Genomic DNA, 19,978 nt, shown 5'->3' on the forward strand with positions numbered 1-19,978 from the left:
GACGCGTTCGGGAGGGCCCGCGGTAAGCTTCCTAGTTCGCTAGTGCAAAGATGTGCTCCTAACGCTTCGCTCCAATCTCTTCATTGCAAGTGGGTAATACTTCTTGTTGCGCATTGAACTGTCGCAAACGCTCAACAATCTGTTCAAGCGCTCATACTGAGTCGGCAAGCGCTCATATAAGCTGAATCCACCATATAAGTAGGATTGAAGAGGAAGCTGAGGCGACTCCCGGGAGGATCAGCGAGAGCCGTAGCGTTAAGAGCATGCACTTTTATAGGTTGAATTTGAGTAAGCCACGCCCTCCGGAAAACGTTCCCAGCTGGAGCTTCAATCCCGAACCACTAGCCCTATTTGTCCTCTTTCTTCGCAACAAAAAAGCCGCGAAGTGTTTCATTCGCGGCTTCAGTCTTACGTATTAAACTTCGAAAAATGCTTCGCGCTTGTCAGCGTCCAAAATTGTACCGATGAAGAACGAGCCGAATACGCCGTAGCGTGCGCTGACTTCGTCAAAACGCATTTCATAGATGAGCTTTTTGAACTGCAACATGTCATCTGAGAACAACGTGACGCCCCACTCATAATCATCAAAACCGACAGAACCGGAAATGATTTGCTTCACTTTACCTGCATATCCTCGGCCAATCATGCCGTGGCTGCGCATTAAACTCTTGCGGTTGTCCATGTCGAGCATGTACCAGTTGTCTTCGCCTTCGCGTTTCTTGTCCATTGGATAGAAACAAACGTATTGGCTACGTGGTAATTCAGGATACAAACGTCCGCGTACATATGGGTTCTGGTATGGATCTTCGTCAGATTCACCTGCTAGGTAATTCGATAATTCAACTACCGACACATAAGAATACGCAGGGATTGTGTAATCCGCGATCGTTAACTTATTGAATTCTGCTTCCAGCTGATGAAGTTCATCCATTGTAGGACGTAATGTCATTAGCATGAAGTCTGCTTTTTGACCAATTACTGTATAAAACGCATGACTGCCTGTTTTAGCATCATCCGCTTCTTGCATACGCTCCAAAAATGTTAGGAATTCATTGACTGCTGCCTGGCGCTCTTCTTTTGAAATCATTTTCCAAGAAGGCCAGTCCATCGTGCGAAAATCGTGAAGTACATACCAACCGTCTAATGTAATAGCTGCTTCGTTCACTTGAATTCAGTCTCCTTTTAAATCAAAGTAGTTTCTATTTCAAGTGTATCATAAACAGTCTTTACTCGTTAAGGAATAAGGTAAGACTACCCATCGCCAATTATGAAATTAAGTATCTAGGTGACAGTTGTCTGAAAACTTCGGAATTCTTAGTGTATTCATCTAACTTTTCAGGTATGATGAATAGGAAAATATAACAAAGGGTGGGAATGGCACATGGCAGATCTTTTTGAAGGTATTCGTAAAACGTTGGAAGGGAAAGGAAAGACGATTGTCTTACCTGAAGGGGAAGACGTTAGAATACTAGAAGCAGCTGTACATCTTCAACAAGAGGGGATTATTACACCAGTTTTATTAGGGAACGAAGAAGCAGTAAATAAAGCAGCAAAAGATGGCGGCTTCGATATTTCTGAAATTAAGTTGATCGATCCTGCAAACGCTTCCTATTTTGAAGAACTGGCGGAGAAATTCGTGGAACGTCGTGCAGGAAAAGCAACAATCGAGCAAGCACGCGAGCAATTGAAAGATGTAAACTATTTCGGAACTATGCTAATCTATACAGGACGTGTAGACGGTTTAGTGAGTGGAGCTGCACATTCGACGGCAGATACAGTTCGTCCAGCATTGCAGATCATCAAGACGAAGCCTGGTATTTCAAAAACAAGCGGTGCTTTCATTATGATGAAAGAAGAAGAGCGTCTGATTTTTGCAGACTGTGCTATTACTGTGAATCCATCAGCTAAAGAATTGGCTGAAATCGCTGTGGAAAGTACAAAAACTGCAAAAGCATTCGGAATTGATCCGCGCGTTGCGATGCTTTCATTCTCTACTAAAGGGTCTGCTGTGACAGAAGAGACGGAAAAAGTAGTGGAGGCGGCTAGAATTGCAAAAGAACTGGCACCTGAACTATTGATTGATGGAGAATTCCAATTTGACGCAGCCTACGTACCAAGTGTGGCAGCGAAAAAAGCTCCGGAATCTGTCATCAAAGGCGACGCAAATGTCTTTATTTTCCCGACATTGGACGCAGGGAACATTGGCTATAAATTGACAGAACGTCTAGGTGGCTACGAAGCGATTGGGCCGATTCTTCAAGGTCTCAATGGGCCTGTTAACGATTTGTCACGCGGCTGTTCCGCAGAAGACGTGTACAAACTGTCTATCATCACAGCTGCCCAGAGCCTATAATCGAAGGTTCGAAGTTTGTGAACCGTCTACATATAATCCAGATCAACCACCATAGGAGAGCTAGACATGTCACAAGATAAACATTTATTGAATCAACCAGCATGGCGTTTCATCGACGAATCCATTTCCGCGCGTAATCGTTCTGCGCTTGAATCCTTCGCCATGGATGATGCGTTATGCCAATTAGTTGGCCAGCAACGAAGCGCCCCTGTCGTTAGGACGTGGGTACATGACAAGACTATCGTGTTAGGTATTCAAGATCATCGCATGCCGTTCATTCAACAAGCGATGGAAGGAATCGAGCAACACGGTTATCAGTCAATTGTTCGGAACTCAGGCGGTCTGGCAGTTGTTCTAGATGAAGGGATATTAAATATTTCCTTAATCTTTTCCGAACAAAAGTCCTCGATTGATATTCCAGTAGGCTATGAAGCGATGCTATCACTAGTACAGCTATTATTCCCTGAACTAGGCGAACGGATAGAAGCTTATGAAATTGTTGGATCTTATTGTCCTGGATCGTATGATTTAAGTGTCGATGGCAAGAAGTTCGCGGGGATCTCTCAGCGACGTCTGCGCCAAGGAGTCGCTGTACAAGTGTATTTATGCATTGAAGGCAGTGGTTCAAAACGAGCGGAAATCATTCGTGAAGTCTACGAGAAGGGCTTACAAGGGCAGCCGACAAAATTCAGCTACCCTGTGATCCAGCCGGATACGATGGCGTCGTTATCGGAAATTCTCGATACGCATTTGACGGTAAATGAAGTCGTTATTCGTCTGCAAATATTATTACGTTCGTTGACAGAAGATGTGCAACACGGTGGATTAACAGACGAGGAAATGGAATTGTACGGGTTTTATTTACAACGCGTCTTTGAACGCAATCAAAAGATGCTATCATAAGACGAAAAAAAGCTGCCAATCAGTTATTGATTGGCGGCTCTTTTGATGTGATTAGATTTCCATTCGGTTCCATTTTGAATAACGGTGCGACGTGCTCACTTTCTTCATTTAAAGCGATTAACCGACGTGCGCGATTCATGATTTGAACGAATTGCTCATAATCTTCTTTCAACGTACGGTTCTCTTTTTTCAGATCTTCAAGTTGCGTTTCTAGCGATTTCATTTGTTCTGTCGCCGTTTTCGCCGTCTGTCTCCAACGAAGTGCATCCGTATCCGCACCGCCGTTATGATGCATGCGAATCAAATACGCAATGACCGTGTCGAGGGATAGGGCTGATAACGGAACCTGTATTTTTTCTTGACCATCTGCACCTGTCTCAGGGTTGTACATTTGCTGGTTACGTCTTTTAAAATCTGTACCTAGCACACGTAACGTTTGCTTTCTCTCTTTCTTCGCTTCGGAGAGTTCACTCTCGTAGTCTCTTCGCACGACTGCATTCCATCTAAACCCGCAAGCTGCTGCTGTTCGATTCAGTGCGTCGCCTACTTCCTCAAATGCACCTAACTGTGTACTTCCTTCTCTTACATGTCGTAGCACCGTCTCTGCCAATAATTCATCGTCCTGTTCTAACCATGCGTCTTGTCTAACTTTCACCATCTCCATGCCTCCTGTCTTGTACTCTCTTTCTACTGCCATTATGACCACGAAATGAGTCTTTTATTCAGAGAGTCACAAAATTCTATCAAGATGGTAATAAAGTGGGCAGGTTTTTTGGGTGAGTGGGAGTTAAGTAAAGTTAGCGGTGTGAGGCTGGTAGGGGGTAGGGGTGGGGATTTGCGCTACGGAGGGGACGCTTTCCTGAGGGCCCGCGGCGAGCCAACCAGTCGCAAGCTCCCTTGGTTGTCTCTCCTGTCGGGCTGATCCTCTGGGAGTCGCCCCTCCTACGCGCCAATCCCTTGCAATGCGAGTAGGTGATACATTTTGTTGTGCATTGAAGTTAGGTTTGTAATCTATTTTGAAATTGAATAAGTTTAGTCGTAACAATAGTTCACACATTACCTACAATGAGTGATATAAGTACCTCAACTCAATAAGTAGGATGGAAGCGGAAGCTGACGGCGACTCCCGCAGGCCCATGGGAAAGCGTCCGTCGGCTGGAGCTTCCATCCCCTCGCACTCACAAATTCACCTTTTATTCTTAAGCTACTCGCATTTGAACTTAAGCCAGCAGCAATCCCCTTGTAGATACTAAATCACTATCCTAAATTTGAAATTCCATACACAATCCTGTTTAAAATCCGTCATAGAGTACTATGTCACGTTCCGTCGTTTTTTGTTATACTGGAACGAATGAAGGATGAGGTGACGACATGGCGTACCAAAATGAAAAACTGTCCGAAGAGAAAGTGTTTAAAGACCCCGTGCACCGCTACATACACGTTCGGGATCGCGTAATATGGGACCTGGTCAACACGCGCGAATTCCAGCGATTGCGTAGGATTCGCCAGCTCGGCACCACGTACCTAGTGTTCCACGGTGCAGAACATAGCCGCTTCCAGCATTCGCTCGGTGTCTATGAAATCGTTAGACGAATTCTCGACGACGGCTTCAGTGGGCGTGAAGAATGGGACGAAGAACAGCGACTCGTCGCTCTTTGTGCAGCGCTATTGCATGATCTGGGACACGGTCCGTTTTCCCATGCATTTGAAAAAGTGTTCAATCTGGATCACGAACAATTCACCCAGCAAATTTTATTGGAACAGACAGAAGTCCATGAAGTGCTGCGTCGTGTGTCGCCAGATTTTCCTCAAAAAGTGGCAGATGTCATCGACAAAACGTATCCTGATAAATTGGTCGTCAGCTTGATTTCCAGTCAGATCGACGCAGACCGTATGGATTATCTTCAGCGCGATGCGTATTACACTGGTGTTTCCTATGGCCATTTCGACATGGAACGGATTTTGCGTGTCATGCGTCCGACCGAAGATCAAGTCGTCATCAAGCAGAGCGGTATGCACGCGGTGGAAGACTATATTATGAGTCGCTATCAAATGTACTGGCAAGTGTATTTCCACCCCGTGTCGCGAAGTGCAGAAGTGATCTTGATCAAAATTTTACACAGAGCGAAACATTTATTTGAAACTGGGTATGCATTTAAGCAAGAACCTATGCATTTCATTTCGTTCTTCGCACAAGAGTTCAAATTGAAAGAGTACATAGCTCTTGATGAGGGCGTGTTATTGACGTATTTCCAGCTATGGATGGAAGAGGACGATACGATTTTAGCGGATTTATGTGATCGCTTCGTGAACAGACGGCTATTTCAATATGCCGAATTCGATCCTGCAGTGCAGTACATGAAATTTGGTGAACTTATTACATTATTCAAAGAAGTAGGGCTCGATCCTGACTATTATTTAGTGACGGATTCTTCATCTGACTTACCGTACGACTTTTATCGTCCAGGTGAAGAGAATGAGCGTGTGCCGATTTATTTACAACTAGAAAATGGCGATTTACGTGAACTGTCGCGCATGTCTGATGTAGTCGAAGCGATATCAGGCAAACGCAGAACAGACCATAAAATTTATTATCCGGAAGATTTATTGATAGATGGAAACCCGTTGCATGAGAAGATTTTGGAATTGTTAAGAGGTTAAGAGAGGGGTTGCGGGACTTGCTGCAAGAGCATGCAAAAATCGTTCAGTTTATATCGTTGGCGAATGAAGTAAATGGCCGTAAGAAAATGCAGAAGATGGTTTATATATTGAAAAAAATGAATTTCCCGTTTGCTGAGAAATACGAACTTCATATGTATGGTCCTTATTCGGAAGAACTGACATTGCGAGTGGAAGAATTGTGTGAAATGGGCTTTTTGGCTGAACGTTTCGAGGACAAGGGTTCGTATAAGCAATATTGCTATCAAGTGACGGATGAAGGGTCGAAATTCCTTGCGACAGCAGAAGCACCGAAAGAACAGTTGCCAAAATGTATCGAGCGATTGAATGAGAAGTCGTCACGCTTTTTGGAATTGGTCTCTACATTACTGTTTTTCGATCAGCTCGACAAAGAGGATCAAATTGCTAAAGTACGTATCGTGAAAAACAAACTGAACTTTACTGATCAGGAAATGGAACAAGCTTTTGCCTTCATCGAGGAGATGCAAGTGAGTTCAGTCAGCTAAATGGATCAAGTAAAAAGGATTCTCGCGATGAGAATCCTTTTGCTGATTTTACTGTTCACTCATAAGTTTCCCATCCTTAAAAAGGTGGTTTTTTGGCATTTCTTCAATGAAAACTGTTACGCTATCAGTAGTAGCACCAGTCGTTTCCACAACGGCTTGCGTAACTTTTTCACATAGTGCACGTTTTTGGTCGTCAGTGCGGCCTTCAAGCATTTTTACTGTGACGTATGGCATTTCATTTCCTCCTTAGCAGAAAATTCAGGTATAGTACATATAATAACAGAGATGGAGGGCGATTTACATGGCAAGTGAGCAAAACTCAAAACCGAAGTTAGGCTTTACAATAATAAAAAATGATCCCACAGATGGACATAAAGGGTTTGGCATAGGTTCGTTGTCGCTAGAAAACATTTCACCTGTGATCATTGATGTAGAAGCAGGTACAGCACAAGTGGAAATGGGTGCTATGCATGCTCGAAGTGATACGGAGCGAGGTATTAAGTTCACCAAGGACCGCAAAGATTCTGAAGGTGGAAAGCCGTACTGGTTAGTTTGGGTGACCATTGATTATCGTGAAGAAGGCCCGTATTATGCAGGAATTACGGCTTGTGAAATGGTAGTTAACCGTGAAAAGAGACGTGGCTATAAGCTACTTGCTGACCACGTCAACCGCATGGACAAATCATTGAAACGTCAAATTATCGTAGACGATATGGACGATCGTTCGAAAAAAATTCTTAAAGACTTTCTGAAGTCGCATAACGCAGAACTGTGGGAACGTAGTACACCTGAATTACACGAAGGTTTGCGTACGGAGTAAGACCTAAAAGAACATCATTGAAAAGTACAAATCTCGTCAAATACGTCAAAAATATGACAATTTGGATTACGTCCTCTTTGAGGTTGAATGTCTGCAACAAAGGAAGTAAACTAAACATACAGCTTTGCGCTGTAATCTAGGACACCCGCTATGTAGACAGTCGTTTGATGAAACCACAAACCCAAGCAGTGCGGATTCATTCGATCCCTGCATAACGGTCAAAAAGCCTCGCTCTCCGCGGATACGGAGAACGAGGCTTTTTTAATGGGGATTTTTGGATTCACTTTATTTGTGGCGCTTATAGTTCGTGTCTATTCGCTCAATCGCGACGGCTGTTTGCTCAATGCGAGTGGTCAAGCGCTCTATCTCGAGACGAATCCGCTCAATCACCCTGGCAACGTGCTCATAGTTCGTCGTTATCCGCTCAATCGGGACGGCTATCCGCTCTATGCAAGCAGCCTTCCGCTCATTGTCGTCTGCCTCTAGTGCTCAATTGCCTATGCGCTCAATATTTCGTGCACTCGCTCATTGTTAATGCACGACCGCTCTATGAGGAGAAATGTCCGCTCTATCTTGGTCTGTATCCGCTCATAATTACGGGTTATGCGATCAATCCCGCCGCTTACCCGCTCATAACTCGAAAAAACCAAATCACTCCACATTACTCAAAAAACGAAAACGGGAACAAATCCATTTTAGAATTTTGCTCTTCTCCTGAATTTTGTTCTCTCAACGAGCGATCCGTACATAACTTTTTCGGAACATCTTTATCCTTCACATAGACCAATCGCTGCTTCGTGCATTCATTGACCGCAATTCCGCCAGTTTCGATATCGACAACGACGCTTTGCACGCCGGAAGGGGGAAGGAATGGTTGTGGCGCCGTTCCTTCATGCGCAGCCTCCATGAAATCAATCCAGACTTTTTTCGAGACTGTTTTATCTTCTAAATCCTCCAGTTGTTTGCCGCGATCGAAGCCTGTCCAGATGCCCGCTGTTAATGTGGGCGAGAATCCAATCAAATACTGATCCGATATCGTCGTTCCAGACTTTGCCGCGTAGGGCCGCGTTTGTTTTGGGCGCATCGACAAACCTGTAGAAGTTAAATAATCATTGAAGACAGGGTCAAACATTCCAGTCATTAAATGCGTCAGCACAAACGCGTCTTGTTCCGACATTGCTTGCTTCGGTTTCTTCGAAGGATGCTCATAGATCAGTTTTCCGTTCGCATCTGTAATCGATAGAATCATTTGAGGCTCGACTTGTTTTCCTTTTGACGCAATGCGGTTATATGCTGTCGTCATCTCGAACAGTGTCACATCGGAAGTTCCAAGCGCGACCGCAGGGGATTCAGGAAATGCGACATCAATGCCAAGTCGCTGCGCCATTTTCGTATACGGCTTGTAACCGACTTGCTCAAGCGTTTTGACTGCGTAAATATTATCCGAAATCGCAATTGCTTGTGCTAATGAAATCGGTTTCGCCGCAAACTCTCCGTTAATATTGCTCGGCTCATAGGTCGAACGACCATCATCATACGTAAACAGCGTCTTTTCGGCTGTCATGAACGTTAAGGGGGTCATCCCTTTTTCCAGCGCTGCTGCATAGAGAATCGGCTTCATTGCAGATCCTGGCTGACGTTTCGCTTGAGTCACACGGTTAAAGGAACTATCGCCAAAATCTACTCCGCCGACCATCGACGTGACAAATCCGGTGTCTGCAGCCATGGAAATGAATCCAACTTGCAGATCATTTGCAGGCATTGCTTGTTGGATGGCTTGTTCAGCTGCTTGTTGGTGCTGCTGATTCAACGTCGTTCGGATTTGCCAGCCACCTTCCGCAGGTACTCGGCCTTTCGAAGCAAGGATGTCTTCCGCCTGTTGCCACGCAGCATCCAAAAAGTAAGGTGCCACTTGCTTCATGTCTTTCCAACTCTCTGTCTGCAATACGATACGTTCTTCCACCGCGCGTTCCTTTTGCGCAGTTGAAATATAATCATATTCCTCCATTTGATCGAGTACGAGAAGTTGGCGGTTGCGTGAATTCTCTGGGTTATCTAGAGGTGAATAAATGGAAGGTCCTTTTGCGATAGCTGCAATCGTAGCGGCTTCTTCCAATGTCAGCTCTTTCGCGGCTTTGGAGAAATAAAATCGACTAGCCGCTTCCACGCCGTACATTCCATGGCCAAAGTAGACAGTATTTAAATAACCTTCCAAAATCGTATCCTTGTCATAGAAAATTTCCAGTCGATAGGCAAACAGCGCCTCATGGATTTTCCGTGTCCAAGACTTTTCGTGCGTCAAATACAAATTCCGCGCATATTGCATAGTAATCGTACTCGCACCTTGCGCCTTACTCATCGTTTTTACGTCTTTCAGAACTGCACCCGCAATTCGTTTATAATCAAATCCATTATGCGAATAAAATTGCTTATCTTCGGTTGCTACGAAAGCGTCCGAAAGAAAAGGGGACATATCGGATAGCTTCATCCAATAACGTCTATGTTGTGAAAAATGATCCCCGATCTGATGCCCGCTATGATCGAGGAACAATGAAGCCTTTGGTACGCTCAATGAAGGAGCGCCAAGTACTTGAGCATATATTCGAAGGGCGATTAAGACCGTTACGATCGCGGCTATGGACGTGATCGACAGGGATAATGCAATCTTTTTCCACTTTTTTCGATTGGTGGACTTTATATAATCGGTACGTTTCATTGCTCATCACATCCCGTTCCATTCAGTATCTTTTGACAGTATGGGACGGTTATGGCCGGATTAAACGGCTCACAGGAAAAGTTTAGACGTGTAACATTGAAACTGGTGCCGGAAGAAGTGTATAATGAGTGAATCTATTTACTTAAGGCGGTGAACGAATGGAAGCGCCAAAAATGCAAGTTCAGCTCCGTTCCGTTATTCAACATCCAGAACAGCAAGCAGAAACGCATACGATGCAAGCGACTGGAGAAATCATTGAGAAAAAAGGGCAGGCCTACTTATTGTTTGAAGAACGATTAGAAGGAATGCCAGCAGTTCGAACGACCGTGAAATTACATGCCGAAGATGCTTTCATCATGCGTAAGGGCGGCGTGCAGATGCGATTGCCGTTCAGACAAGACGATGTTCGTTTTGGCACATACGGAAATGGCCCTGCGGTTATGGATTTAGCCGTTCGTACGAATCAACTGGAGTGGGTACCTGGACGCTTTACGGTAGCGTACGACTTACATTCAGACGACAGTTTATTAGGGAAATACCATTTGACAATAACCTACTCGGAGGTAACACAATGAATGCAGTAGAGCAGATTCAACATGAGATTAAAGAAGCATTGCACCAAGCGATTGAAAAAGCACAACTAGTCGAAGGTGCAGATATTCCAGAAATCAAACTGGAATCACCAAGAAGTAAAGAGAACGGCGACTATGCAGCGAACATTGCTATGCAGTTGACGAAACTAGCAAAAAAACCACCACGTGCGATCGCGGAAAGTATTCTAGAGAACTTGGATACGACGAACACCGCAATCGACTCCATTGAAATTGCTGGACCTGGTTTCCTCAATATCCGTTTGAAAACAGACAGTCTTGGAGATATCGTGAAATCTGTCCTGGACCAAGGAGCAGACTACGGACGTTCAGACAGCGGACAGCAACAGAAAATCCAAGTTGAATTCGTCTCAGCGAATCCAACAGGAGACTTGCACTTAGGGCACGCACGCGGCGCTTCCCTTGGAGATTCATTATGTAATATTCTCGACAAAGCTGGCTATGACGTAGCGCGCGAATACTACATCAATGATGCGGGTAATCAAATAAATAACTTAGCGTTATCTATTGACGTTCGGTATTTCGAAGCGCTTGGATTAGAAAAAGAAATGCCTGAAGATGGCTATCGTGGTGCAGACATTATCACGATCGCAAAAGGCCTCGTCGAACAATACGGCGACAAGTATGTCGATGTTCCAGAAGAAGAGCGACTGGCATTTTTCCGCGAACACGGCTTGAATATCGAATTGGATAAACTAAAGAAAGACTTAACGGACTTCCGCGTTCATTTCGATCACTGGTTCTCGGAAACGTCTTTATATAACAATGGCAAGATCGAAGTCGCGCTCAATAAACTTCGTGAAAATGGTCACGTCTATGAAGAAGACGGTGCTACTTGGTTCCGTTCCACTACATTTGGCGACGACAAAGACCGTGTACTGATCAAACAAGACGGTTCATTTACGTATTTAACACCAGACATCGCCTATCACCAAGATAAATTGAGTCGCGGATTCGATAAACTCATCAATATTTGGGGAGCAGACCACCACGGATATATTCCACGTATGAAAGCGGCAATCCAGGCACTTGGCTATGACCGCGATACGCTTGAAGTAGAAGTGGCGCAAATGGTTCAGCTTTATAAAGACGGAGAAAAGTTCAAGATGAGCAAGCGCACAGGAAAAGCGGTCACACTACGTGAACTTGTAGAAGAAGTCGGCCTAGACGCTGTACGTTATTTCTTCGCGATGCGCTCAGGCGATGCACAAATGGACTTCGATTTAGATTTGGCAGTATCCAAATCCAATGAAAACCCTGTCTACTATGCACAATATGCGCACGCGCGTATTTGCTCGATTTTGCGTCAGGCGAAAGAGCAGAACGTAGAAGCATCAACAGAAAACGTCACGCTATTGCAAGACGAGAAAGAGCTAGAGCTACTAAAGAAACTCGGAGACTTCCCGAAACTAATTAGCGACTCAGCTCGCATGCGCGCACCACACCGTGTGACGACGTATATTCAAGAGCTAGCGGCCAGCTTCCATAGCTTCTATAATGCGAACAAAGTGTTGGATCCTGAGAACAAGGATCTTTCCGAAGCACGCTTGGCTTTAATTACGGCAACGAAAACGACGATTGCCAACGCGTTGAAATTGGTAGGCGTCGAAGCACCTGAAAGAATGTAATATATCGAAAGTAGCCAAGCGGGTTTACTGCTTGGCTTTTTTGTTATCGCTTTTTGAAGGGAAGTGGAAGAGCAACGTTTCGCTGCGTTCCAGGCGGACGCGTTCGGGAGGGCTCGCGGCAAGCCAACCAGGTCGCTGTGCTTCCTTCGGTTGTCTAGCCTGTCGAACGGATCCTCCCCGAGTCGCCGCCTCAAGTACAAAGATGTGCTCCTAACGCTTCGCTTTTACTCGCAAAAGCCGTCCTCCGTAACGGCTCTCACTTCGCTTCACTGGTGTCCTTTCTTGAGTGTGAAAGTGAAGTTCAAGGGCACACCTCGTGTTTTCTTGTCATATCGAGAAGGGGATGTAATTGATGCGTTGCGTACTTATCTTGTTGAAAAAATGAATATGTCCAAAAAGTTCCAATGACCCTAGACGCATCAACAACTTAAAAGCGGTTAAACCTGTCAACACAACAAAAAGTAGGGAGTGAGGCGGAAGCAGGGGGCGACTCCCAGAGGATCAGGTCGAAAGATGAGACAACCAAAGAGAGTGCAATGAACTGGTTGGCTCATCGCGGCCCCTCAGGAAAGCGTCCCCCTGCTGGAGCCTTACTCCCAAACACGTTTCAATCTCTCCCTATCCCCTGTACAACCACCGCTATTATCGCTATAATAAGTCATAATTACATATCTTCTGAAAAGGTTCTCGAAACTTGAGATGAAATGCGAAATCGGTTCAAATCCGATGCGGTCCCGCCACTGTAAGTGCCATGCACAAGTCAGGTCACCTGCCTTTTTAGAAAATGAAGTTCCGCAGCAACCTACGAGGATAGGTACAGTGGAAGAAATCATGCGCTGATTTCATCCCACTTAATCCTTCGAACTATCGGAGGCTTTTTTCATGTCTGCGGCTTGCGTAATGCACCACATATATTAGAGGAGGAACACACATGAAGAAGTTTTGGCAACTGATGCTGACAGCAATGCTCGCGGTACTACTACTCGCAGCATGCGGAAGCGACAGTAAAAAAGAAGAAACACCGGCAGATGAAAATCAGTCTGGCGAAGAATCGAAAACAGAACAACAATCAACGGATACAACGAGTTATCCATACACGTTGACAGATGCAACGGGCGAAGAAATTACATTTGAGCAAGCGCCGGAAACTGTCATTTCATTAATTCCAAGCAACACGGAAATTTTATTCGGTATTGATGCAGGCGATCAAGTTATCGCAGTAACAGAAAATGATGATTTTCCTGAAGAAGTCACGGAGCTTGATACAGTAGGGGACTTTACGGTCAACGTAGAAAAAGTCATTTCATTGCAGCCAGAAGCGGTATTCGCACATGAAATGATGATGGGTTCGAATGAAGAAGGTTTGAAACAAATTCGTGACGCAGGCATCCCGGTAATCGTCGTACCGAATGCAGGAACTTTTGATGAGACATATGAAACGATTGAACTGATTGGTCAAGTCATGGACAAAAATGTGGAAGCGAATCAAATCGTTGAAGATATGAAGACAAAAATTGCGGATATCGAAAAGAAAGCAGCAGACATCACAGACAAGAAGCGCGTGTTTGTTGAAAACTCTGATGCACCTGAAATCTATACACCAGGAACAGGAACATTCCCTCAGCAATTCTTGGATATGATCCACGCTGAAAACATCGTCACAGAAGAAGGCTGGATTATGATCAGCCCTGAAACGATTGTCGATGAAAATCCGGATGTGATTTTGGCTATGTATAGCTATATTCCGAACGTCGTAGAAAATATTAAAACGCGTGACGGGTTTGATGCGGTGACTGCGATCAAAGAAGATCAAGTCATTCAACTGGATGAAGATATCACAAGCCGTACAGGTCCACGTTTGGCTGATGGATTAGAGCTGTTTGCGAAAGCAGTCTATCCTGAGGTATTCGGTGAATAAAACCGCTCTCGCCTATGTCGTGTCGATTGCCACTTTGCTTGTGGCGATCTGGCTCGGCGTATCGATCGGTACAGTAAAAATACCAATAGAGACGCTATGGAATCAATCGGATGCGACTGCAAGTAATATTTTGTGGAAGATCCGTATGCCGCGTGTGTTGCTGGCAGGAATCGTCGGCGCATCACTGGCTATTTCAGGAGCCGCTTTCCAAGGGCTATTGAAAAACCCATTAGCTGATCCTTACACCCTCGGAGTGTCATCCGGTGCCTCTGTCGGCGCCGTGATCACACTCTTTTTTGGTATTTCGTTACCGGTTCTTGGCGCATTCACCTTACCTGTATTTAGTATGATTGGTGCCGCATTGACGATGTTTCTAGTAATCGGTTTTGCTCGACTGGTCGACCGGTCCATGAAAATGGAGACGATTATTTTAACAGGAATTATTTTTGGTTCATTTCTCGGCTCCGTGCTGTCGCTAATGATCGCGCTAACGCAAGAAGAACTCCGTCAGATTGTCGGTTGGTTGCTCGGTAGCGTATCGATGCGTGGATGGAATTATATTGTAATGGTCCTACCGTTTTTCATTATCGGCTCATTCATGCTGTGGCTCAATCGCCGCGAATTGAACGCTTTATTATTCGGTGAAGAACGTGCACATCATCTCGGAGTTAATGTCAAACAGCGTAAATTGATGATTTTGCTAGGTGGATCGGTATTAACAGGTTCTGCTGTTGCTGTATCTGGAACAATCGGCTTCGTCGGCCTAGTTGTCCCTCATATGACACGCATGTTATGGGGCTCAGATCACCGTCACGTACTGCCTTTATCATTATTTAACGGGGCATCGTTATTGATCATTTGCGATCTCGTAGCACGAACTATTATTTCACCGGCTGAATTACCGGTCGGTGTCATTACAGCATTCATTGGCGCTCCGGTGTTTGCCTATATCTTTTACAAACAACGTAGAAAAGGAGCGATGTGAAGATGTTGCAAGTGGACAATTTATCGGGAGGCTACGGCAAGGAACCGATTGTGCGAAATGTGTCGTTCCACGTGGAAAAAGGAGAAGTTCTCGGGATTTTAGGGCCGAATGGTAGCGGGAAATCTACGTTACTGAAAATCATCTCGGGGATTTTGCCGAAACAAAGCGGTAAAGTGATGATTGCAGGTAAACCTTCTGGCGCCTATACCCAGAAGCAGTTCGCACAACAAGTGGCCGTCTTGCCACAGCTTCATGCGCATGCCTTTTCCCATAGCGTTAAAGACACCGTCGCACTTGGTCGTTACCCGTATCAATCGGGGATTTTCTCGAGTTGGTCGGAGTTGGACGAGCAAGCAGTGCAGGAAGCGATGAACCATACAGGTGTCACGCGATATGAAAATACCGCGATTGAATTATTATCAGGAGGCGAGCAACAACGCGTATTCGTTGCGCAGGCACTCGCCCAGCAAGCACCTATTTTATTATTAGATGAACCAACGAACCATCTCGATATCGCGCATCAGCAGCAATTGCTCGATACGATACGCAATCAAGCCAGACAGAAGGGGATCACGGTCATCTCAGTATTTCACGACATCAATCTGGCTGCTCTCTATTGTGATCGTTTGTTGCTGTTGAAGAACGGGGAAGTAGCATCCATTGGCACGCCGCAAGATGTCGTACTCGAGCAAGAAATCCATCATGTGTACAACGCGCGCGTCAAAACACAGCCCCATCCTGAAATGCCGAAGCCTCAAATGACGCTATTGCCGAACTTGCAAGAAAAGGTAGAACGGTTTTGTGTAAAAAAAGCAGACGTTTCGATTCAGCAAGATCATGTATTGTTGCAATCAAGCCAACCACTGAAGACGATTTCTTCCGCAGTTCATAATGCAGGACTTGGCTGGTACCGGACGTTCGTCAATCGTGGTGTGCGTGCGGATTATATGATCGATGATGTACAAAAAGAGAACACGGATTACTTGCGTGCGCTAGGTTATCATCTGACAGATACCGTCGCCATGATGACTGCCGTTAGTCCGGAGCATGTTGAAGTGGAGGAATACGAAGGAGAATTCGGCTCGATTGTCGTGGCGGTGACAGCAGGTGTTGGAAACGCAGTGGACGTTTCGAAGTCCTGGCAGCGTGAAGATATTCCTTACATAGGAACGATCAATACATGGGTCTTCATTAATGGAGAATTAAGTGAAGAAGCTTTCGTCCAAGCATTGATCACCGCAACAGAAGCGAAAGTGAAAGCATTGCAAGATGAGCAAGTGAAGGATCCGGAATCCGGCACGGTCGCTACAGGTACTTCAACAGACAGCCTGCTGATTGCGTCTACACAGCAAGGAGAACACTTGCCCTACGCTGGACCGATAACACAACTCGGGAAGTTGATCGGTAAAGGGGTTTATGATTGTACGGTGCGAGCTATTCATTCATATCGATTAGCAGTAGGTGGGCACCGATGATCCCTGCACATTTTATTGCGATCGCGATCGGCATGGTACTCGACCGACTCATTGGCGATCCTCCGAACTGGCCACATCCAGTCAAGTGGCTAGGTACGACAATTAGTAATTTAACAAAACTATTGAACAAAGGCCGTATGCGTACTGTAAAAGGTGCAGTTGTATGGTTGCTTATTTGCCTGACGACGTTTCTTCTCGTCATCTGGCTCGTCAGTATCGCGTATCGTCTGCATCTGTTCGCAGGCATCGCAATCGAAGCGCTACTCATTGCGGCAGGACTTGCGCAAAAGAGTTTGCGTGATGCGGCACTAGTAGTCTATGAGCCATTAAAATCAGGAGACCTGAGCGAAGCACGTGAGAAACTCAGTTGGATTGTCGGCAGGGATACGAAGAAGCTCGATGAAAGTGAAATATCCCGTGCTACGATTGAAACGGTCTCGGAAAATACGTCGGACGGGATCACAGCTCCATTATTTTGGGCATTCTTGCTCGGAGCACCGGGTCTCTGGCTATATAAAGCAGTCAATACTCTCGATTCTATGATCGGCTATAAAGATGAGCGTTACCGTGAATTTGGAAAAGTTTCGGCTCATATGGATGATCTCTTTAACTGGATACCTTCAAGGATTACAGGGTTACTCATTTTACTGTTCACTCCGAATGAAGGTGGACATGCATTTAAACAGCGAATTAGTGGTTGGTTAGGCGATGCCAAAAAGCATATGAGCCCGAACAGCGGCTATCTGGAAGCAGCAACGGCTTGGCAACTCAATATCCAGTTAGGCGGCAGCAGTACATATCGCGGAATAGTGTCGGAACGAGCGGTACTTGGTCCGGCAGTCATTGCGAATAAAGAACATATCCGTTCCGCTACGTATCAAATGCAAGTCGTGTCTTGGACTTTCTGGTCACTCGGCACAGTATTAGGAGGGATTTTCTATGCGCTTGCCTGAACACGGTGCAAACAGCAAACGATTGTATGCATCAATGAATATCACGATGCCTGATGAAGTGCTCGATTTCAGTGAAAATTGTAATCCAGCAGGACCTCCACCGTCTGTAGTGGAAGCATGGCCTACTCTAATTTCGACGCTCAACAGTTATCCAGACCCGGACGGTCAGCCGTTTCGTTCGGCAGTTTCCGACTATCATCAAGTAGACGAACAACAAATGCTTGTCGGCAATGGTGCGGCAGAAATATTATCTTTATTGGCAGGGACCTACCGAGGGAAACGAGTCCTCTTAATTGACCCGACTTTTTCTGAATATCGCGCCACGCTTGAAGTAAACGGTGCAGAAGTCGTGTCGCTTCAAGCTGTTGAATCAGAAGGTTTTCAATTGCCTATGCGTCAGATTCTGGAGGCATTACCTGAAGCGGATGCAATCTATATTTGCACACCTAATAACCCGACAGGCTATTTGCCTACAAAAGATGCGCTACTAACGATTATAAAAGCAGCTAATAGTAGTTCGACAGATGTTGTGTTAGACGAAGCGTTCATTGATTTCGTCGATGAATCAAAGTCCTGTATTCCGCAAGTCGCGAACTATCCGAATTTGTTAATTGTCCGCTCGATGACAAAGATGTACGCGATTCCTGGTATCCGTCTAGGGTATCTCATCGCACATCCTGAACGAATCGAAACACTTAAACAAAAAGCTTCCCATTGGCATGTCAACGGGCTTGCCGCTGAAATCGGTGTACTATGTCTGCAGGAAGAGGCGTATCGTCAACAGGCGATTTTGCATGCGCAAACAGAACGCTTGAAAATGACCCAGTTTTTACGCGTACATGGCTGTGAAGTCCTCGATTCTTCAGCAAACTATGTCGTCATGAAGCCCCTGTCAGATGCGAAGAAGCTGTATAAAGATTTATTGAAACAAGGCATCGTCCTGCGCCATTCGGAAAACTTCCGCGGGATGGACGGGCGCTGGTTACGGATTGGCATGAAGTCCGAACCCATGATGGCAACACTGCGGGAGGCGATGGATCAATGGTTCAAGCGACAGTAACGTTTATCAGTGGCGGTGCGCGCAGTGGAAAGAGTGCTTATGCGGAACGTCTGCTGACGAATCAGCCAGCAGGTCGTCTCGTCTATATCGCATCCGGTGTAGCGTCCGATGAAGAGATGAAACAACGGATAGAGCAACATAAAGAAGATCGACGACAGGCGAATTGGCACACAATCGAGCAACCGAAAAATCTCCATGAAGTGTTACCGTTTCTAAAGCCAGGCGATCTCGTTTTATGGGATTGCCTCACTACATGGCTCGCCAATGAAATGTATGAAGGATACGAAGAAGGGACACCTTGCGTTTCGCGTTCGGGCTGTTTAGAACAAAAGCAGGAAAAATTACTTCGTACGATTACGCAAATGAAAGAAATCGTCTCCCATCTAGTCATCGTTTCCAATGAAGTCCTCGATGAGTGGCCGCAATACGAAGAAGAGACGGAAATATACCGCCGAACAATCGGTACACTTCATCAACGAATCGTGGAGTTTGCAGACCGTGCGATTGAAATGGATCACGGCATTCCGATCGTCTGGAAAGGGGAACGTATATGAACGGATTAATGGTCGTTGGTACTGCATCAGATGTTGGTAAAACGATGATTTGTACTGCGTTATGCCGACTACTTGCGAATGAAGGCGTGCATGTAGCGCCTTTCAAATCACAAAACATGTCCGGATTCTCCGAAACACTAGCAGACGGACGTGAAATCAGTCGATCCCAATTCCAGCAAGCACAAGCAGCTCGCACGCAACCGATTGTTGAAATGAATCCTATTTTGATGAAGCCGAAAGAACACTTGCAGGCTGAAGTTCTATTGATGGGCGTACCGCTTGAAACGATTGATGGGGAAACTTTTCGTGAAGAGTGGTTCGACAAAGGTCTTGAAACAATCCAACAAGCGTTAAATTACTTGTCCGATCACTACGACACGCTAATTATCGAAGGAGCGGGGAGTACTGCGGAAGTAAATTTGATGGATCGTGAACTGACGAATATGCGCGTTGCGGAATTGGCAGATGTGCCTGTCATTCTAGTCGCGGACATTTCTAAAGGTGGTGCTTTTGCATCGATTATTGGCACGCTTCAATTACTCTCAGAAGAAAGACGTCAGCGTGTCAAAGGGATACTCATCAATAAATTTTACGGCGACGCTTCTTATTTTGAAGATGGCGTGAAATTTATTGAAAACTACACGGGGATTCCGGTTGTGGGTGTCATTCCTGTCTTAGAAAACCATGGAATTCCAGAAGAAGACGTCGATCGTGCCACGCTTCCTGCAACGGAAGGTATCGATGTCTACGAACAATGGGCGGCTCACGTTAAGAGGCATATCGACTGGCCATTCATTCAATCTATTTTGGCGTAAAG

At 45.5% G+C, this 19,978-nt stretch carries 19 protein-coding genes and 1 riboswitch; of the genes, 15 read left to right on the forward strand and 4 right to left on the reverse strand.

The genetic code is table 11. The features are described 5' to 3' along the window. Nucleotides 1–415: 415 nt before the first annotated feature. A complete protein-coding gene (hemQ, locus tag CSV64_RS07635) occupies nt 416–1,165 on the reverse strand; it encodes a hydrogen peroxide-dependent heme synthase (RefSeq protein WP_099634625.1) in 750 nt (249 codons plus the stop codon). 216 nt (nt 1,166–1,381) lie between these two features. Here hemQ and pta point away from each other — a divergent pair, with 216 nt between their 5' ends. Together pta and lipL are read left to right on the forward strand one after the other, a co-directional pair. Then, nucleotides 1,382–2,353 (forward strand): phosphate acetyltransferase, encoded by a 972-nt coding sequence (gene pta, locus CSV64_RS07640; RefSeq protein WP_099634624.1) that lies wholly within the window; start codon nt 1,382–1,384, stop codon nt 2,351–2,353. Nucleotides 2,354–2,419: 66 nt separating this feature from the next. Beyond that, nucleotides 2,420–3,256: an octanoyl-[GcvH]:protein N-octanoyltransferase gene (gene lipL, locus CSV64_RS07645; RefSeq protein WP_099634623.1), complete on the forward strand. Its 837-nt coding sequence runs from the start codon at nt 2,420–2,422 to the stop codon at nt 3,254–3,256. A gap of 19 nt (nt 3,257–3,275) precedes the next feature. Here the strand turns inward: lipL and CSV64_RS07650 are convergent, their stop codons facing one another. Beyond that, on the reverse strand, nt 3,276–3,914 hold the full coding sequence (locus CSV64_RS07650; RefSeq protein WP_099634622.1) for an RsfA family transcriptional regulator: 639 nt from the start codon (nt 3,912–3,914) through the stop codon (nt 3,276–3,278). A gap of 713 nt (nt 3,915–4,627) precedes the next feature. Here CSV64_RS07650 and CSV64_RS07655 point away from each other — a divergent pair. Then, entirely contained in the window at nt 4,628–5,917 is a 1,290-nt protein-coding gene (locus tag CSV64_RS07655; RefSeq protein ID WP_099634621.1) for an HD domain-containing protein, read from the forward strand. Nucleotides 5,918–5,934: 17 nt separating this feature from the next. Next, on the forward strand, nt 5,935–6,441 hold the full coding sequence (locus tag CSV64_RS07660) for a YwgA family protein (protein WP_099634620.1): 507 nt from the start codon (nt 5,935–5,937) through the stop codon (nt 6,439–6,441). Nucleotides 6,442–6,489: 48 nt separating this feature from the next. Here CSV64_RS07660 and CSV64_RS07665 read toward each other — a convergent pair whose 3' ends face one another. Beyond that, nucleotides 6,490–6,675: a 2-hydroxymuconate tautomerase gene (locus CSV64_RS07665; protein ID WP_099634619.1), complete on the reverse strand. Its 186-nt coding sequence runs from the start codon at nt 6,673–6,675 to the stop codon at nt 6,490–6,492. A 67-nt stretch (nt 6,676–6,742) separates the two neighbouring features. Between CSV64_RS07665 and CSV64_RS07670 the strand changes: the two genes are divergently transcribed. Together CSV64_RS07670 and CSV64_RS16540 are read left to right on the forward strand one after the other, a co-directional pair. Continuing rightward, nucleotides 6,743–7,261 carry a YwhD family protein gene (locus CSV64_RS07670; RefSeq protein ID WP_099634618.1) on the forward strand — a complete coding sequence of 173 codons (519 nt, stop codon included), beginning with the start codon at nt 6,743–6,745 and terminating at the stop codon, nt 7,259–7,261. A gap of 264 nt (nt 7,262–7,525) precedes the next feature. Beyond that, entirely contained in the window at nt 7,526–7,747 is a 222-nt protein-coding gene (locus tag CSV64_RS16540) for a hypothetical protein (protein WP_143565203.1), read from the forward strand. Between the two features lie 175 nt (nt 7,748–7,922). On the opposite strand, the gene CSV64_RS07675 is transcribed toward CSV64_RS16540, so the two are convergent. Next, nucleotides 7,923–9,977, reverse strand: coding sequence for a transglycosylase domain-containing protein (locus tag CSV64_RS07675; protein WP_099634617.1), 2,055 nt, complete (start codon nt 9,975–9,977; stop codon nt 7,923–7,925). Nucleotides 9,978–10,135: 158 nt separating this feature from the next. Between CSV64_RS07675 and CSV64_RS07680 the strand changes: the two genes are divergently transcribed. From CSV64_RS07680 to CSV64_RS07720, 9 genes are all read left to right on the forward strand, one after another. After that, a complete protein-coding gene (locus tag CSV64_RS07680; protein ID WP_099634616.1) occupies nt 10,136–10,552 on the forward strand; it encodes a YwiB family protein in 417 nt (138 codons plus the stop codon). After that, nucleotides 10,549–12,216 carry an arginine--tRNA ligase gene (argS, locus tag CSV64_RS07685; RefSeq protein WP_099634615.1) on the forward strand — a complete coding sequence of 556 codons (1,668 nt, stop codon included), beginning with the start codon at nt 10,549–10,551 and terminating at the stop codon, nt 12,214–12,216. The genes CSV64_RS07680 and argS overlap by 4 nt, the downstream gene beginning before the upstream one ends. A gap of 664 nt (nt 12,217–12,880) precedes the next feature. After that, a riboswitch (cobalamin riboswitch) is annotated at nt 12,881–13,007 on the forward strand. 140 nt (nt 13,008–13,147) lie between these two features. Then, the gene (locus CSV64_RS07690) at nt 13,148–14,134 is read left to right on the forward strand and encodes an ABC transporter substrate-binding protein (RefSeq protein WP_099634614.1); all 987 of its coding nucleotides are present in this window, start codon (nt 13,148–13,150) and stop codon (nt 14,132–14,134) included. Beyond that, nucleotides 14,127–15,119 (forward strand): FecCD family ABC transporter permease, encoded by a 993-nt coding sequence (locus CSV64_RS07695; RefSeq protein WP_099634613.1) that lies wholly within the window; start codon nt 14,127–14,129, stop codon nt 15,117–15,119. Before CSV64_RS07690 ends, CSV64_RS07695 begins: the two co-directional genes overlap by 8 nt. 2 nt (nt 15,120–15,121) lie before the next feature. Then, nucleotides 15,122–16,594 (forward strand): adenosylcobinamide amidohydrolase, encoded by a 1,473-nt coding sequence (locus CSV64_RS07700; RefSeq protein WP_099634612.1) that lies wholly within the window; start codon nt 15,122–15,124, stop codon nt 16,592–16,594. After that, nucleotides 16,594–17,547, forward strand: coding sequence for an adenosylcobinamide-phosphate synthase CbiB (cbiB, locus tag CSV64_RS07705; protein WP_099634656.1), 954 nt, complete (start codon nt 16,594–16,596; stop codon nt 17,545–17,547). The genes CSV64_RS07700 and cbiB overlap by 1 nt, the downstream gene beginning before the upstream one ends. Then, complete coding sequence (gene cobD, locus CSV64_RS07710) at nt 17,534–18,607, forward strand: threonine-phosphate decarboxylase CobD (RefSeq protein ID WP_099634611.1); 1,074 nt, start codon at nt 17,534–17,536, stop codon at nt 18,605–18,607. Before cbiB ends, cobD begins: the two co-directional genes overlap by 14 nt. Then, on the forward strand, nt 18,589–19,161 hold the full coding sequence (locus CSV64_RS07715) for a bifunctional adenosylcobinamide kinase/adenosylcobinamide-phosphate guanylyltransferase (RefSeq protein WP_099634610.1): 573 nt from the start codon (nt 18,589–18,591) through the stop codon (nt 19,159–19,161). The genes cobD and CSV64_RS07715 overlap by 19 nt, the downstream gene beginning before the upstream one ends. Beyond that, nucleotides 19,158–19,976, forward strand: coding sequence for a cobyric acid synthase (locus tag CSV64_RS07720; RefSeq protein WP_099634609.1), 819 nt, complete (start codon nt 19,158–19,160; stop codon nt 19,974–19,976). Before CSV64_RS07715 ends, CSV64_RS07720 begins: the two co-directional genes overlap by 4 nt. Nucleotides 19,977–19,978: the final 2 nt, after the last annotated feature.

It is taken from the genome of Sporosarcina sp. P32b (assembly GCF_002743335.1).
GTDB lineage: Bacteria > Bacillota > Bacilli > Bacillales_A > Planococcaceae > Sporosarcina.